The sequence below is a fragment of the Pseudomonas putida genome (assembly GCF_050990305.1).
GTDB lineage: Bacteria > Pseudomonadota > Gammaproteobacteria > Pseudomonadales > Pseudomonadaceae > Aquipseudomonas > Aquipseudomonas putida_AH.
Window position 1 is genome coordinate 2676678 of record NZ_CP158817.1, and the last position, 16112, is coordinate 2692789.

17 protein-coding genes are annotated in these 16112 nt (G+C 62.5%); 9 read left to right on the top strand and 8 right to left on the bottom strand.

The features are described 5' to 3' along the window. Positions 1-17: 17 nt before the first annotated feature. The 5 genes from ABTV22_RS12390 to ABTV22_RS12410 all read right to left on the bottom strand — a co-directional run bounded on the left by ABTV22_RS12390 (position 18) and on the right by ABTV22_RS12410 (position 4530). Entirely contained in the window at positions 18-1409 is a 1392-nt protein-coding gene (locus ABTV22_RS12390) for a sensor histidine kinase (protein WP_433740494.1), read from the bottom strand. Further along, on the bottom strand, positions 1385-2050 hold the full coding sequence (locus tag ABTV22_RS12395; RefSeq protein ID WP_433740496.1) for a response regulator: 666 nt from the start codon (positions 2048-2050) through the stop codon (positions 1385-1387). Before ABTV22_RS12395 ends, ABTV22_RS12390 begins: the two co-directional genes overlap by 25 nt. Before the next feature lie 837 nt (positions 2051-2887). Then, a complete protein-coding gene (locus tag ABTV22_RS12400) occupies positions 2888-3319 on the bottom strand; it encodes a hypothetical protein (protein ID WP_433740498.1) in 432 nt (143 codons plus the stop codon). Positions 3320-3346: 27 nt separating this feature from the next. Beyond that, entirely contained in the window at positions 3347-4111 is a 765-nt protein-coding gene (locus tag ABTV22_RS12405; RefSeq protein WP_433740500.1) for a COG4705 family protein, read from the bottom strand. Between the two features lie 170 nt (positions 4112-4281). Beyond that, positions 4282-4530, bottom strand: a complete 249-nt coding sequence (locus tag ABTV22_RS12410) for a hypothetical protein (protein ID WP_433740502.1) — start codon at positions 4528-4530, stop codon at positions 4282-4284. 14 nt (positions 4531-4544) lie between these two features. On the opposite strand from ABTV22_RS12410, the gene ABTV22_RS12415 reads away from it, so the two are divergent. Next, positions 4545-5330, top strand: a complete 786-nt coding sequence (locus ABTV22_RS12415; RefSeq protein ID WP_433740504.1) for a DeoR/GlpR family DNA-binding transcription regulator — start codon at positions 4545-4547, stop codon at positions 5328-5330. A gap of 102 nt (positions 5331-5432) precedes the next feature. Continuing rightward, positions 5433-5900 carry an Lrp/AsnC family transcriptional regulator gene (locus ABTV22_RS12420; protein WP_433740506.1) on the top strand — a complete coding sequence of 156 codons (468 nt, stop codon included), beginning with the start codon at positions 5433-5435 and terminating at the stop codon, positions 5898-5900. 290 nt (positions 5901-6190) lie between these two features. On the opposite strand, the gene ABTV22_RS12425 is transcribed toward ABTV22_RS12420, so the two are convergent. The 3 genes from ABTV22_RS12425 to ABTV22_RS12435 are packed head-to-tail and all read right to left on the bottom strand — an operon-like array spanning position 6191 to position 8814. Further along, on the bottom strand, positions 6191-7027 hold the full coding sequence (locus tag ABTV22_RS12425; protein WP_433740508.1) for an ABC transporter ATP-binding protein: 837 nt from the start codon (positions 7025-7027) through the stop codon (positions 6191-6193). Beyond that, positions 7015-7818 carry an ABC transporter permease gene (locus ABTV22_RS12430; RefSeq protein WP_433740510.1) on the bottom strand — a complete coding sequence of 268 codons (804 nt, stop codon included), beginning with the start codon at positions 7816-7818 and terminating at the stop codon, positions 7015-7017. Before ABTV22_RS12430 ends, ABTV22_RS12425 begins: the two co-directional genes overlap by 13 nt. 9 nt (positions 7819-7827) lie before the next feature. Next, positions 7828-8814, bottom strand: coding sequence for an ABC transporter substrate-binding protein (locus ABTV22_RS12435; protein ID WP_433740511.1), 987 nt, complete (start codon positions 8812-8814; stop codon positions 7828-7830). A 540-nt stretch (positions 8815-9354) separates the two neighbouring features. On the opposite strand from ABTV22_RS12435, the gene ABTV22_RS12440 reads away from it, so the two are divergent. The 7 genes from ABTV22_RS12440 to ABTV22_RS12470 are packed head-to-tail and all read left to right on the top strand — an operon-like array spanning position 9355 to position 16002. Further along, entirely contained in the window at positions 9355-10770 is a 1416-nt protein-coding gene (locus ABTV22_RS12440; RefSeq protein ID WP_433740513.1) for an APC family permease, read from the top strand. Between the two features lie 48 nt (positions 10771-10818). Next, a complete protein-coding gene (locus tag ABTV22_RS12445; protein WP_433740515.1) occupies positions 10819-11655 on the top strand; it encodes a polysaccharide deacetylase family protein in 837 nt (278 codons plus the stop codon). Next, positions 11652-12710 (top strand): C45 family autoproteolytic acyltransferase/hydolase, encoded by a 1059-nt coding sequence (locus tag ABTV22_RS12450; protein WP_433740516.1) that lies wholly within the window; start codon positions 11652-11654, stop codon positions 12708-12710. Before ABTV22_RS12445 ends, ABTV22_RS12450 begins: the two co-directional genes overlap by 4 nt. 25 nt (positions 12711-12735) lie before the next feature. Beyond that, positions 12736-13149: a VOC family protein gene (locus tag ABTV22_RS12455; protein WP_433740518.1), complete on the top strand. Its 414-nt coding sequence runs from the start codon at positions 12736-12738 to the stop codon at positions 13147-13149. A gap of 27 nt (positions 13150-13176) precedes the next feature. Next, a complete protein-coding gene (locus ABTV22_RS12460; protein WP_433740520.1) occupies positions 13177-13992 on the top strand; it encodes an SDR family NAD(P)-dependent oxidoreductase in 816 nt (271 codons plus the stop codon). 25 nt (positions 13993-14017) lie between these two features. Then, a complete protein-coding gene (locus ABTV22_RS12465; protein WP_433740522.1) occupies positions 14018-15046 on the top strand; it encodes a Rieske 2Fe-2S domain-containing protein in 1029 nt (342 codons plus the stop codon). Further along, positions 15043-16002 (top strand): PDR/VanB family oxidoreductase, encoded by a 960-nt coding sequence (locus ABTV22_RS12470; RefSeq protein ID WP_433740524.1) that lies wholly within the window; start codon positions 15043-15045, stop codon positions 16000-16002. Before ABTV22_RS12465 ends, ABTV22_RS12470 begins: the two co-directional genes overlap by 4 nt. Positions 16003-16112: the final 110 nt, after the last annotated feature.

The following is a 16112-nucleotide window of genomic DNA, read 5'->3' on the forward strand; positions in this document are numbered from 1 at the left end:
AACCAGCGAAAAACGCATCAATGTTTACTCTGAGGGGACGGCACAACCGGTTCCAGGGGCGGCGTGCTCAGGGGCAACCACAGCGAAACACACAGGCCGCGTTGTTCTTTTTCATCGGTAAAGCCCAAGCGAATCTTCGCCCCGGTACGATCGGCAATGGCCTTGACGATCGAAAGCCCCAGCCCGGAACCCGAGGCCTGGGTCCCCAGGCTGCGATAAAACGGATCGAACACGCGCTCGCGTTCCTCGCGGGTGATGCCGGGTCCGGAGTCCTTGACTTGCAGCAGGGCCTTGCCATGTTCAAGGGCCACCGACAGGTCGACCCGTCCTCCCGGCGGGGTATAGCGGATGGCGTTGTCCACCAGGTTCTTCACCAGGGTCAGCAGGTCCGCATCCTCCATCATCACGCGAGCGTCTTCGCCGGCCTCTACGCCAATGTCCAGTTGCTTGAGTTCGGCCAGGGGCATCAGGTCCTCCAGCACGCGCCGGTAGATGTCACGGACAGAGACTGGCATCGGGCGGGCAAGTCCTGGGGCTGACTGCACCCTGGCCAGTGTCAGGAGTTGATCGATCAGGTTGCGGCTGCGTTCGATGCCGCGCCGTAATGGCAACAGTCGTTCTCGTGCCGGGGTCGACAGGTCGGCGGCGGCCAGGCGCTCGGCCTGCAAGGAAAGGGCGGTCATGGGCGAGCGCAGTTCGTGGGCGGCGTCGGCGACGAAGCGGCGTTGGGTTTCCATGGATTGCGCCACGCGCTGCAGCAAGCGGTTGATGGCGACGACAAAGGGGCGAATCTCGACTGGCAGGTGCTGCTCGTCGATCGGGTGCAGTTCCTGCTCGTCGCGTCGGTCGATTTCCGAGGACAGGGTGGCGATCGGGCGGAACAACTTGCGCACCAGGTCGCCGACGACCAATAGCAATACCGGCAGCAAAATGAGGAACGGCAGCACACTGCGCAAGGCACTGGCGCGAGCGTCCTTGTCGCGGGCGCCGGTTTCCTGGGCGACGGCAATGCGTTCGCCGCGCGCGGTGGTCTTGACCAGCACGCGAAACGCTTCGCCGGCAATGGGCACGGTCGACAAACCGTCGGCCAGGGTCGTGGGGAAGGGCAGTGGCGTGCCGGCGTCATCCAGGCCTGAGGCTTTGCTGCCGTCGGCGAGGTACTGAAGAATGATCCGCGACTCGTCATCCTCTTCAGCGCCGTTTTCGGGGTATTGGAGGGTCATGTGCTGCCGGTCGAACAAGTCGGCCATCTGCCGCAGCGTGTCGTCCTGCATGTCGTGGGCTTCATCGAAGGCCGACACGTAAGCGAAGATACCGGCCACGACGGCGATGATCAGGATGGCCAGCGACAGGGCCAGCGACAGCCTGAGCTGGACCGACTCACCTAGGCGTTTTTTGAAACCATCCATCCCATTCCCCTGACGTTTTTGATCACATGGCTGCCCAATTTGCGGCGCAAGCCATGGATCAGGAACTCCACCGCGTTACTTTCCACTTCATTGCCCCAGCCGTAGAGGCGGTCTTCCAGCTCGCTGCGCGACAAGATCGCCCCAGGTCGGATCAACAAGGCTTGTAGCAGGGCGAACTCGCGGGCCGAGAGCAGCACGCTGGGGTTGTCTTCAGTGCTGGCCTCTTTGGAAACCAGATCCAGGGACACTACGCCGTTGTCGAGTCGCGACGAGGCATTGCCGCTGTGACGGCGCAGGACGGCCCGCATGCGCGCCAGCAGTTCTGCCATGTCGAAAGGTTTGAGCAGGTAGTCGTCGGCGCCCTCGTCGAGCCCGCGCAAGCGATCTTCGAGGCTGTCCCGGGCGGTAATGATGAGCAGCGGTACCGGGTTGTCCTGGCCGCGAAGGCTGCTCAACACCTCAAGCCCATCCTTGCCGGGCAGGCCGAGGTCCAGCAGCACCAGGTCATAGCGCTGGGTCTGCAGCGCGGTCAGGGCGACGACACCGTCTTGCACCCAGTCGGGGGTATAGCTCGCGTCCTTGAGTGCACCCTGGATCGCCTCGCCGATCATCGGGTCATCTTCGACCAGCAGTATCCGCATGTGTCGCTCCGGCAAAAAGGAAACGCGACGGTGATGACCGTCGCGCTTGTATTGAAACACCTGTCTACGGATTTGTCCGGTGCCCTGTAGGCGCGAGCCTGCTCGCGATGGACGATAACGCGGTCTGACAAATACACCGCAGCGTTTGGTTCGCCCGTAGGAGCGAGCGGGCGGCGTTCCGACTTGCCCGCGAAGAACGATAACGCGGTCCGACAGATAGACCACGACGCCAGGTTCGCCGGCAAGCCTGGCTCCTACAGGCGAAAAACGATAACGCGGTCTAACAGACACACCGCGTCGCTAGGTTCGCCCGTAGGAGCGAGGCTCGCCCGCGAAGAACGATAACGCGGTCCGACAGATAGACCACGGCGCCAGGTTCGCCGGCAAGCCTGGCTCCTACAGGCGAAAAACGATGACGCGGTCCGACAGATAGACCACGACGCCCGTTTCGCCCGTAGGAGCGAGGCTCGCCCGCGAAGAACGATAACGCGGTCTGACAGATAGACCACGGCGCCAGGTTCGCCGGCAAGCCTGGCTCCTACAGGCGAAAAACGATGACGCGGTCTAACAGACACACCGCGTCGCTAGGTTCGCCCGTAGGAGCGAGGCTTGCCCGCGAAGAACGATGGCGCGGTACGACAGATACACCGCAGCGTCTGGTTCGCCGGCAAGCCTGGCTCCTACAGGCGAAAAACGGTGACGCGGTCTAACAGACACGCCGCGTTGCCCAATTCGCCCGAAGGAGCGAGGCTTGCCCGCGAAGAACGATAACGCGGTACAACAGATACACCGCAGCGTCCAGTTCGCCGGCAAGCCTGGCTCCTACAGGGGAGAGGTTTAGCCTTTCATCGAGTCGAAGGCCTTCAACAGCTCATCCATCGCGGCTTTGCAGTCGCTCTGGTTAGGGCTGCTTTTGCGCAGGGCGGACAGGGCGTGGTCAATGGCTTTGTCGACCACGTGCCAGTCGCTGGCGGCGCGGGGCTTGATGCCGGCTTCGGCTTCGTCCCAGGAGGTTTCCAGGTCTTTGATCCGGGTTTTCGCCGCCGCCAGGTCATTTTTATCGACCAGGCCTGCGACATCGGCGGCAATGCTGCGAAAGGGCGACAAATCGCCGAGTTTGGATCCCGCGTGGGCCTGGCTGTCGGCAGTACTCGAGGTGGCCCCCGCATTAGGTTTGTCGGCAGGTTTCGAGCAGCCGGCCGCGACGCTGAGCAGGGCAATCGAGGTCACGATGGCGATGTGGCGAATAGCGTTTTGAAAGTAGCGCATGACAATTCCTTGATGGCTTTTGAAAGGTTACTGAGCGATGGATTTGCGGTTGCCGACGCTGATTTGCGCGACGGTCACCAGAATGACGATGACGCAAAGGAACAGCGCGCTGGTCCAGGTCGCGCCCATGCCGAGGCCGCCGTAGGTCTTGGCCTGGGTCAGCAGGTCGCCCAGGGAGGCGCCGAAAGGGCGGGTGAGGATGTAAGCGATCCAAAAAGTCAGCACGACATTGCCGCCCAGACGCCAGGCGATCAGTGTCACCGCGATCAAGGCGCCGAAAATCACCGCGCCAAGGGTGAACCCCAGGCCCAGCGCCTCGGTGGCCAGATCGCCCGCCGCCGTGCCCAGGGCAAAGGTGCAGAGCACCGTGGCCCAATAGAACAATTCGCGCCGGGGGGTGACGATTTCGCGGATGGACAGGTTGTGCTCGACCCGGTACCAGACCAGGAAATTGACCACCAGCAGCACTGAGAAGACCGCCGTACTGGTGTACAGGCTGACGTCGAGCATGTCGGTGAGAATGTCGGTGATCTGGGTGCCGACGATGCTCACCAGTACCACCGTGAGCCAGTAGATCCAGGGGGTGTAGGCGCGGGTACGCAGTTGGCAGGTCAGGGCGATGGCCAGCAGCACGGCCATGCCGATGCTGGTCCAGACAGTGCCGAGGCCGGCGTCGACGGCGAGGAAGTCGGCGCCTGTTTCGCCCACTGTGGTGGACATGATTTTGATGATCCAGAAGGACAGCGTCACTTCGGGGACTTTGTTGAGCCAGCCGGCTAGGGTCGGGTTCATGTCGGTCAATTCTCCTGGGCAGCGCTATCAAGTGCGCAGGAGAAAGGCTACCGACCGAAACTTAGCTGAAACGTAGGAGCTGCCGAAGGCTGCGATCGTTTGAAAAACAAGATCAAAAGATCGCAGCCTTCGGCAGCTCCTACAGGGGGAATGGGAGCGCCATGCTGCGATCAGGTGTGCACCAGGGCAATGGTGAATGAGACGACGATCATGCAGGCAAAGGCGAAATTGAGGTTCATGCGGCTTCCTTCCAGAACAGTGTTGATGGCGCCATTCTGAACAGGCGACTGGGAAATAAAAAATTGCCCCTCGTGATGTGAAAGATCGAAAGAATTGATACCTGCACTGTTTTCCGGGCACGCCGGTTTGTGTTTACCCGGCGCTTTGGCTAATCTGCCGAAACGCGCAAAATAACGCACAAACAGGCATAACCATGCACGATCATTCCGCAGCCGAACTCCCTCATCTGCGCCGGCAGAAAATCCTCTTGATCCTCGAGCGTGACGGCAAGGTCATGGCTTCCGAGTTGAGCCGACACTTCGCTGTCTCCGAAGACACCATCCGCCGCGATCTGTCGGAACTGGCCGATGCCGGCCTGGTGCAACGGGTGCATGGCGGGGCGCTGCCGCGACCCAAGGACACCGGCAAGGACTACTTCACCCGCATCAGCGAAACCGACGAGGTGAAAACCGGCCTGGCGCAGATCGCGGCCAGTCGCGTCGAGAACGGGCAGATTGTGATGTTCGACTCTGGCACCACGACCTTGCAGATCGCGCGAATGCTGCCATCAGACATCTGCATCACGGCGGTCACTGCCTCACCGATGACGGCGATTACCTTGTCCGAATACAAAGGGGTGAAGGTGATCCTGGCCGGCGGCCAACTCAACCCGGCCACGATGTCGGCCAGCGGCCATGAAACCCTGCGCCTGCTCGAAGGCATCAAGGCCGATCTGTTGTTCACCGGGGTGTGTGCGATTCACCCCGAAGTTGGCATCAGCTCCCTGCATTTTGACGAGGTGCCGGTGAAGCAGGCGATGCTCGACAGTGCATCCCAGGTGATTGCCGTGACCACGGCGGACAAGCTGGGCGCGGTGGAACCGTTCGTGGTCGCGCCCTGTTCGCGCTTGCACACGCTGATCACCGAACGCCATGTGGCCTCGGGCAATATCGAGGATTACCGGGTACTGGGGATCGAGGTGGTGCAGGCGCACGCCTGAGCCGGCGCCACGCATTCCAGCCGTGCGGTCATATCTGCTAGCCTTCGCTTCTTTGCCCGGTGCGCATTCCAGTGCGTCGGGCGCTGCCATCGAGAACCCAGCATGCCAATGTCAACACTCGACCCTCTGGACATGGACATCGTCCGTGAATTGCAGGAAGACGGTCGTCGCGCGTTTCGCGAAGTCGCACGTAATTTGTCGGTGCCCGAGGCCACGGTGCGTACGCGGGTCAAGCGCATGCAGGACCAGGGCATTTTGCAGATTCTGGCGTTCACCAACCCGGCCAAGCTGGGCGATGCGAAGCTGGCACTGTTGTTCGTCAACGTCGGGCCACAGGAACACGAGCGAGTGGTCGATACCCTCGGGCGCTGGACCGAAGTCAGCTACCTGTCCACCACCATGGGCACCGCCGATATTTGCGTGCAGGTGCTGTGCCACGATAACGACGCGTTGTGGCGCCTCAAGCAACGCCTTCGCGCGCTGCCGGGCGTGGAAGAAGTGCGGATGATGCAGGAAGTGAAAGTGCACAAAATCCGCTTCACCATTCCGGGAGCGGATATCGAGTTGTGAGGGTGGTGTGCCTCTGCCATTAGTATTGAATGTTCCGGCCCCATCGCGGGCAAGCCAGCTCCCACAGTAATTGGGGGTGTCACAGATTTTGCGTCTGGACACAGAACCTGTGGGAGCGGGCTTGCCAGCGATGGCGGTGTGTCAGTCACTGGTGATGTTGAGCATGCCGGCCCCTTCGCGAGCAGGCTCGCTCCCACAGTGGCTCATCGGTGAACACAAAGAATGTGGCCACCCGAGATCCCTGTGGGAGCGAGCCTGCTCGCGAAGGCGATATAAAGGTCGCCGCTACCTCAATGCGCCTCCTCCAGCTCGTCATGCAGCAGCCCGAAGATGTTGCGCTTCATCTCGATGAATGAACGCTCCATCACCATGTCCAGGCTGCGTGGACGCTCAATCGGCACGTCGAGAATCTGCTTGATCCGCCCAGGCCGGGCGCCCATGACATACACCCGGTCGCCCAGCAAAATGGCCTCGTCGATATCGTGGGTCACGAACAACACCGTCTTCTTGCTGTTACCCCAGACACGCAACAGCAGCTGCTGCATCTGCAAGCGGGTCTGGCTGTCGAGCGCGCCGAAGGGTTCGTCCATCAGCAGGATTTGCGGATCGTTAGCCAGTGCACGAGCAATGGCCACGCGCTGCATCATGCCGCCCGATAGCTGCTTGGCGTAGTGGTCGGCAAAGGTGCTGAGGCCGACTTCGTTGACGTAGTAATCGACGATGTCCTTGCGCTGCGCTGCCGGCATGCCGCGACGCTTGAGACCGAACTCGACGTTCTGCCGCACGGTCAGCCAGGGGAACAAGGTGTAGCTCTGGAACACCATGCCACGATCCGCTCCCGGCCCCTGCACCTGCTGGCCACCGACATAAATCTCGCCCGAGGTGGGCTCGGCCAGGCCGGCGGTGAGGTACAGCAGGCTCGACTTGCCGCACCCCGAAGGGCCCACCAGCACGGCGAATTGCTGGTCTGGCACGTCGAAAGACACTTGCTCCAGCGCGGTAAAGGTACTGCCGTCGGGTTTCTGGTAGCGCAGGCTGACCTTGTCGACCTGCAGCCGTGGCGAAGCCTTCACCGGGGGCGCGTCAGCCGTGACGAAACGATGCGAAGTAGCGGTTACTGAGCCCATGCGGTGATCCTCAGGCGTAGGAAGCGGAACAGTTGATCGGTGACCAGGCCCAGCAGGCCGATGATCGCGATGGCGAGGAAAATCACATCCACCTGGAAGCCGCGCATCGCCTTGAGGCTCAGGTAGCCCAGGCCACTGGAAGCCGCCACCAGCTCGGCGACCACCAGGTAAGTCCAGGCCCAGCCCATGGTCACGCGCAGGGTATCGAGCACGCCCGGCAACGAGGCGGGGGCAATCACATGCAGCACCGCGTCGCGACGATTGGAGCCCAGGGTGTAGGAGGCGTTGACCAGGTCTTTGGAAATGCCCTTGGACACGTCAGCGATCATCACCAGTTGCTGGAAGAACACGCCGAAGATAATCACCGACACCCGCTGTTCCAGGCCGATGCCGATCCACAGGATGAACAGCGGCACGAAGGAGGTCACCGGCAGGTAGCGGATGAAGTTGACCATCGGTTCGAGGAACGCCTGGACGATGCGGAAGCTGCCCATCAGCAACCCCAGCGGCACCGCCACCAGCGACGACACGATAAAGCCGACCATCACCACTTCCAGGCTGGCCCAAACGTGCGTACCCAATGTGCCGTCACGTGCCAGGCGCGCTGCCGCGTCCAGCACGGCACCCGGTGTCGGCAGAAACATCGCCGGCACCACGCCGCCATAGGACAGACCGGCCCACAGGCCGACCAGCAACACCCACGCCAGGCCACTGGCGCTCCAGATCACCGACACCGGCAGCCCGGTCTTGGGCGTGACGCAGCGGCTGACCCACGAATTTCGCTTGAACATGACGACCTCCTAGAGCGGGCTGACAAAACGGTTGTCGACCAGGTCGTCATTGCTGACGTTGTAGGGTTTGCCCTGGAGTTCGCTGGCGGTCTCGTTGGCCAACTTGATCAGCTCGGCACTGGCGCCAGGCTTGCCCACGGAACCCAGCAACTGCTCGCTCATGGCCTGGTCGTAGAAACGCACGCCCTTGGCCGCGGCCGCCAGTTCCTTGGGATCGGACAGATAGCCGCCGACACCCTTGGCCATGATTTCGTAGGCTTTTTCCGGATGGTCCTTGGTGTACTGCACCGCTTTGTACAGACCGGACACCAAGGCCTTGACGTCGTCGGGCTGCTTTTCGATGACGCTGCAGTTGAGCGCTACCACGTCGACGATCACTGCCGGGGTACTGCTGCTGTCGATCAGCACCTTGCCTTGCTGCTTGTCGCGGACCATCGACAGATGCGGTTCCCACGTCACGGCGGCCGGAACGCGGCCAGCGATAAACGCCGTGGCGGCGTCATCGGCCGTCATGTTTTGCACGGTGATGTCGCTCATGGTCATGCCGTGCTTTTTCAGCAGGTAGGACAGCCAGAACTGCGAGGTCGACCCTTCATTGACCGCGACTGCCTTGCCCTTGAGTTCCTGCAGGCTCTTGACGTCCTTGCCCACCAGCACGCCGTCGCCGCCATGGCTGTCATCCAGGGCCGCGACGGCCTTGAAGCAGAACTGCGGGCGGTATTTGAGCACTTCGTCAATGGTCGAGGCCGAGCCTGAGAGTTGGCCGGACGCCTGGGCCGCCATGTACATCGACGCCTCTTCAACCACCGGCAACTCGACGGTCAGACCCTTTTCCTTGAAGTAACCCAGGTCCTGGGCGAGGTAGAGGGTGCCGTAGCCGACCCACGTGGTATGGCCGATGGACAGGGTGCCGGCCTGGGCGCTGCCGGCGGCAGCCACGGCCAGGGCCGTGACTGCCAGTGGATGAGTTAAACGGGTACGCAAAGACTTGGTCATGGAACACTCCCGGGACGATGGTTTTTTTTGTTCGTACAAATCGGGGCAGTGGGCAGGGCGCCCAAAAGAGCTGAGGCCGCGTGGTCTCTCGTGGACCCTTTACCTCTGTCAGCGGCTGCGATGGTGGCCGATGTCAGGGGGCAGGAAAATTAGTAAATATGTGGTTACTGATGAGGAAAAAAATGGTTTGTCCCGCGCGGGCTCGCCCACGACCCAGCGAGAAAATCACCTGACGTCCTATTCGGGATGAGTCGATCACGACGTTTTCCTGCCCCTTATCCATTTGCGACAAATCCTGCGCACCCCTGGCGCGCAGGTGATTGCACCTGCCTGCCCGCAAACCCTCATCCCTCAAGGCCTGCGCCCAAAAAAGCGGTTTTTTCGCGATCGTGCTGTTTATCGCTATGCGTATCTAATGGCGACATAAGCTGCGCAATGCGCAATATAATCGTAAAAAACAGCTGCTAATGCGCAGAAAACAGGATTAAGATTGACTCATCGCAAGGTGTTACAAAAAAATAGCGAATGAGGGTGAACGTCATGCACGAGAGCACTAACGGCCTTGAGCCGACCCAAGGCTTCGAAAAGACCATTCGCTGGTGGGATGGTGTCGCCATCACCCTCAGCTTGCCGGCGGCGTTGTTCGTCGGCCTCGGTTATTCCATGGGCGCCATCGGTGCCTGGGCGGCGGTCGCGCTCTGGGCCACCATCGCCGGCGTGGCGGCGTTGCATAACTGGGTGTATTCGGAAATGGGCGCGATGTTCAGCCACAAATCCGGTGGCATCGCCCTGTATGCCAACGAAGCCTGGAGCAAGCGTTTTCCTTCCCTGGGGCCATTGGCGACCTACGCGTACTGGTTCGCCTGGGCCACGGCCCCGGCGATCTGGGGCCTGGCGGTTTCGCAGATTCTCACCGAGCAGTTCTGGCCCAACGCCACTTATCAGCTCGACCTCGGCATCATCCAGCTCGATTTGCCGCAGTTGATTGCCCTGGGCGTGGCGTTGCTGTCCTGGGCGCTGAGCATGATTGAGCTGCGTTTCACCATGATCCTCATCACCCTGGCCGGCGTGCTGCTGATGATTCCGGTGGTGATTTTCGGCAGCGGCGCGTTCGCTTCGCACCTCTGGACCACGTCGACCTTCACCTGGCGCATCCCCGGTGGCCTGGAAGGCTTGCGCACGGTCATGGCCTGGCTGTTCGTGATGGCGTGGTCGGCCTATGCGGTGGAAGCGGCGGCCTCGTTCATTCCCGAGTACCGCGACACGGTGCGCGACACCCGCAAGGCCTTGCGCGTGTCGGCGTTGATCCTGCTGATGGTGTTCACCCTCACACCACTGGGCCTGGCCGGCCTGTTGGGCGAGCAGACCCTGGCCAACTCGCCGAACGGTTTCCTCCAGGCCGGTGCGGTGGCGCTGCTCGGTGGTGGGGCGGCGGCGATGACCCTGGTGCTGATCGCCGGCATTCTGGTGCTCTCGGTAATGGGCACCGCCGATGCGGCCCGTGCGCTTTATCAAAGCTCCCGCGATGGCCTGACCGTGCGCCAGTTCGGCGTGCTCAATCGCAGCGGCGTGCCGGCCCGCGCCGTCACCGTGCAACTGGCGATCAACGTGGCGCTGGTGCTGTTTGTCGGCAATGCCCTGGCGGTGATCGTCGCCGGTAACGTCGGCTATGTGTTGGCACACCTGCTGGCGGTTGCCGGTTTCGTGGTGCTGCGCAAGGACCAGCCGGATACCCCGCGACCCATTCGCCTGCCGCGACGCTGGATCGCCATTGCCTCGGCGCTGGCGGTGTTCGACGGCCTGATCCTGATCGTGGGCATCACCAGCGCCTCGATCACCGGCTACGGCAGCTACAAGGAAGTCGGCATCGCCATCGCCGTCCTCGCCATCTCCCAGGTCATGTACCGGTTGCGCCGGGCACAAGACCGGGCGCACCCGCAACCCGCGCATTCGTAAGGCGCTGCTCGCAGCCCACGCACAACCACGCAATAAAGGAACACCCCAATGAGTATCGACAACTCGTTCGGCCTCGCCTGGCCGAATCGTAGCCCCGTGGCCGTCTCCCTGACGTTCGACGTGGATGGCGAGGCCGGTTTTCTCGGCGACAGCCCGACGTTTGCCCGCCGCCTGACCAGCCTGTCGGAAGGCCGCTTCAGCGTGAATCGCGGCGTGCCACGGATTCTCGAATTGTTGGCGCGGCACCAGATCAAGGCCTCGTTTTTCGTGCCGGGCCACACCGCCGAGCACAACCCCGGGCTGGTGGAGCGCCTGCTGGAGGCGGGCCACGAAGTTGGCCATCACGGCCACCTGCACCTGCGCAGTGACAAGGTTTCGGTACAGGAACAGATCGATGAAATGGAGCGCGGCCTGGTGGCGCTGGCCAGGGCCGGTGCGCCAAAACCGGCGGGTTATCGCTCGTCGTCCTGGGAGCTGACCCCGGAAACCTTCGAGCTGATCATCCGCCACGGCTTCAAGTACGACTCCAGCTGCATGGGCGATGACCGTCCGTACATCGAAACCTGGAACGGACAGTCGATCGTCGAGTTGCCGGTGCACTGGTCGCTGGATGACTGGCCAATGTTTGGCTGGGGCATCGATAACGGTGGCAACTACACCCACCCGCGCACCCTGACCGACGTGTGGCTGGCCGAGTACGAATCGGCCCGTCGCGACGGTCGCCACACCAGCTTCACGATGCACCCGGAGGTGATTGGCCGGGCGGCGCGTTTCGAACAACTGGAGCGTTTCGTCGAGCGTCTGGTGAGCGATGGCGATGTCTGGTTTGCGCGCCTGGATGAAGTGGCCGCCCATGTGACGCCGTATCTGGAGCAACGCCGATGAGCACAGTATTCCGCTCCACGGTGACCGATCCCCGTGGCCGAGGCCGCGAATTTGGCGAATGCCATGCCGCGCAGATTAAGGCGTCGGTCGAGGCGTATCGCGGCTTGTTCGAACGCACGGCAAAAGGCCCCGTGGACTTGCTGCAACTGGGCTGCGAGGCATTGCTTCAGATCGAACAGTTCGCGCCACCCTTGCACGCCGAAATCCTCGGCATGGCCGAAGGGGCAGGGCTGGATGCGCGGGAAATCGGTGCGATCAATGCGCGCACGGAAATCCTCGCCTACCTCGGTGCGCAGCTGCGCGGCGAGTGCTCGACCGTCGTGCAGGTCGATCCCGCCAGGCCGATGCCGATCACCGTGCAGACCTGGGACTGGTATTCGCAGTTCGCCGGTCAGTGGCTGGTCTGGGAGATTCCCCACGACGACGGACGCCTGACCACCACGGTCACCGAGTACGGCATCGTCGGCAAGATCGGCGTGAACAAGCATGGTCTGGGCGTGCACTTCAATATCCTGCACCACCGCAGCGACGGGCAACGCATCGGCGTGCCGGTGCACGTGGCGTCGCGCTGGCTGCTCGACAGCCAGGGCGACATCAACGATGCATTGCAACTGCTGGCCGCCACGGATTTCTCCGCGTCCAGCGTGTTGACGGTGGTGGCATCGAAGGCCGGGGAGAGCACCGCCGTGAGCGTGGAGCTCTACCCCGAAGGCCCGGCATTCGTGTTCCCCGGCGCCGACGGCCTGCTGGTGCACACCAACCATTTTCTCGACCCGCGCGCCGCAGCCGGCGACACCGAATGGGCCGTGTATCCCGACACCCTGTTGCGTCACGACACCTTGACCCGGCGTCTGGCCAATCGCCGCGACCTCAGCGCGAGCCAGATCATCGCCGCGATGAACAGCCACCTCGGCGGCACCGGGGCCGTGTGCTGCCACCCCGATCCCGACAGCAACGCCGACCAGTACCAGACCCTGGTCACGGTGGCCATCGATGTAGTAGCCGGCACCCTTAAAGCCTTGCCGGGCGGGCCTTGCGCCCATGCCCATCGCTAATCAAAAAAACCAGGAGACCACTCCCATGCTCACACTCAAACGCATCGACAACATGGACATCCTCACCAACGACGTGCAGCGCCTGGTGGACTTCTACCACGGCACCCTGGGCCTGGGGTTCTTCCTGCCCTACGTGGCCGAAGAGCGTTGGGCGGCCATCGAAACCGGCAACCTGACCCTGTACCTGTTCCACACCGAAAACCGTGCCCAGGTCGAGCGCCGCACGGCGGTCAACCTCGAAGACTTGCCGGGCTTCGATTCCTTCGCCTTCGAAGTGGAAAACCTCGACGAGGCCATGGCGTACCTGGAGGGCAAGGTCGAGTGGGTCACCGCCAAGCCCATTGAATGGCAGCACCCCAACGGCACGCACTACCGCTACCGCCCGATGTTCGACCCCGACGGCAACATGCTCTACATCACCGAACCGCACAAAGTGTGAAAACGGCTCGCCCAGGAGAACAATAAAATGACCGTTTCTATCTCTACCCAACATGCCAAGGTCGCGCCGCAAAGTGTGTTGGACCTGGCGCCCGAGGCGCAGAAATTCGCCGGCCGCGTGGCCCTGATCACCGGCGCTGGCCGTGGTGCCGGTCGTGCCCATGCCCGCTTGCTGGCGGCACGCGGTGCGGCAGTAGTCGTCAACGACATCGATGTCGACGTGGCCAAGGCCACCGCTGCCGACATCGTCGAAGCGGGTGGCAAAGCCATCGCCATCGCCTGCGACATCACCCTCAAGGCCAACGCCGAAAGCCTGATCGCCAAGGCCGTCGAGCATTTCGGCCAACTCGACATCCTGGTGCACAACGCCGGGATGATGTACTCGCTGACCGGCCTTGAAGACACCGACGACGCCAACTTCAACCAGTTGCTGGCGATCAATGTGCACGCGCCGTTGTTCCTGACCCGCGCCGCGCTGCCGGCCTTGCGCCAGAGCAAGGCGCCACGGGTGATCTTCATCAACTCGCAATGGGGCCAGGTACCGGACGGCCATTCCTACGCCTACATGGTCTCGAAGACCGCGCAACTGGGCCTGATGAAAACCATGGCCAAGGAGTTCGTGGGGCAGGGGATTCTGGTCAACGCCATCACCCCCGGTGCGATCCTGACCCGCATGGTGCCCGAGGAGTACATCGAAGGCGAGAAGGCCAACATTCCGTTGGGGCGCCTGGTGCACCCCGAGGAAATCGCCGCTGCCGTGGCGTTTTTGGCCAGTGACGAGTCGGCCTTCATCACCGGGCAGGTCCTGGCGGTGAACGGTGGTGCGCTGGTTGTCGGTATCTGAGTTGAGCCTGATCGAGGATAAGAACATGAGCGAAAAAATGACCCAACGCCAACGCGCCGAAGCCGCCATGCGCCGTCAGTGGTTCCCGGTGGCACGCAGCGTCGATCTGGACACCCCGCAGTCGGCGACCCTGCTCGGCGAACGCCTGGTGGTGTACCGCACTGAGTCCGGCCAGGCCGTTGTGCAAGAGGCCCGTTGCCCCCATCGCGGCGCCGATTTTGCCCTCGGCAAAGTGCATGGCGAGAGCATTGCCTGTCCGTATCACGGTTGGCGTTTTGCCGCCGACAATGGCCAGTGCAATCACGTGCCATCGCTGGCCGATCAATGCAAGATCCCGCCCCAGGCGTCGATCAAGACTTACCCGGTGATCGAGCGTTTTGCCCATGTCTGGACCGCTTTGGAGGACCCGGTCGAGGACCTCTACGACCCTGAACAATGGAAAGGCATCGACTTCCAGTGGCTGGCCGCCGAACCACTGCATTCGCCGACCGGCGTGGCGGTGGCCATCGAAAACTTCCGAGACGTGGCGCATTTTCCGTTCGTGCATTTCGTGTCCATGGGCCCGAGCCCGCACATCGTCGAGCCGTTGAAGGTTCGTCGCGAAGGCCTGGATGTGATCATGGAACGGCCGTTGGATGCCGGTGAGGGCGAGTGGGCCAACGATGGCGATTGCATGATGTTCTATCACTGCGCCGCGCCGGGGCTGGCCAGCATCACCTACGACTACGAACGCCTGGGCAAGCGCATCGTCGCCGGCTTCCCGTCGCCGGTGGCCTATGACGAAGTGAAGATTTTCTGGGGCGTGGCCAATGCCAGCGACTTCAAGGGTGCCGACCTTCAGGAAAACCTGCGCATCGAAGAAATGGTCTACCTGGAGGACATGCCGATTGCCGCCGGGATATTCCCTCGGGAAATCGATTGGGACGGGGTGTTTGTCGAGCATTCGGTGCCCGCTGATTTGTTCACCCTCAATTACCGCCGCGCCTTCCGTGAGTTCATGGAGCGCGCTGTGCCTGACACTTCGATGGCCCAGGGGCAACGAGGCGTGGCATGAGCCGCGCGGGTGAAAACAGGGACGTGCTGATCAGCGCCATGCGCCTGGAGGCCGAGGGTGTGATGTCCCTGGAACTGCGGGCGTTGGCGGATCAGCCGTTGCCGCCGTGGCAAGCGGGGGCGCACATCGATGTGCGCCTGCCGTCGGGCCTTACTCGGCAGTATTCGCTGTGTGGTGATCCGCTGGATCGGCATAGCCTGCGCATTGCGGTATTGCGCGAGGACAAGGGGCGCGGTGGCTCCCGGGAGGTGCACGACGGCCTGCGGGTCGGTCAGGTTATCAATATTGGCGAGCCGCGCAATGCCTTCGCCCTCGCACCGGCGGCGGCCTATCAGTTCGTCGCCGGCGGCATCGGCATCACGCCGATCCTGCCGATGATCCTGGCGGCGGAGCGCGCAGGCGTGCCGTGGCACCTGGTGTATGGCGGGCGTTCGCGGCGTTCCATGGCGTTTCTGGATTTTCTGGAATCCCGCGCGGGCGAGCAGGTGGAGATCCTGCCGGCGGACGAGTTCGGTTTGCTGGACCTGGAGCGCATCGCTGCACGCAGTGCGGCCGGGGCCGAGACCTACAGTTGCGGTCCCGGCGTGCTGCTCGATGCCTTGACCGCGCGCTTCGCTGAACAGGAACTGGAAGGGCGCCTGCACCTGGAACGCTTCGCGGCGGCGCCGATGGTCGCGGCGGCGGGTGAGGGTGACTTCACCGTCATCCTGGCCCGCAGCGGTCGGGAAATCGCCGTCCCGTCCCATTGCTCGATCATGGCCGCATTGCGTGAGCAAGGCGTCGATGTGCCGTCGTCCTGCGAGCAGGGCGTGTGCGGCATGTGCGAAACCCGGGTGCTCGACGGCGAAATCGACCACCGCGACATGCTCCTCACCGACAGCGAAAAGGCTCGCAACAACCTGATGATGGTCTGCGTGTCCCGGGCCAGGTCGTCTAGGCTGACATTAGACCTCTAAGCATCACATCGAACCCTTGTGGGAGCGGGCTTGCTCGCGAAGGCGGTCTGACAGTCGACATTGTCGATGTCTGATACACCGCCTTCGCGAGCAAGCCCGCTCCCACAGGT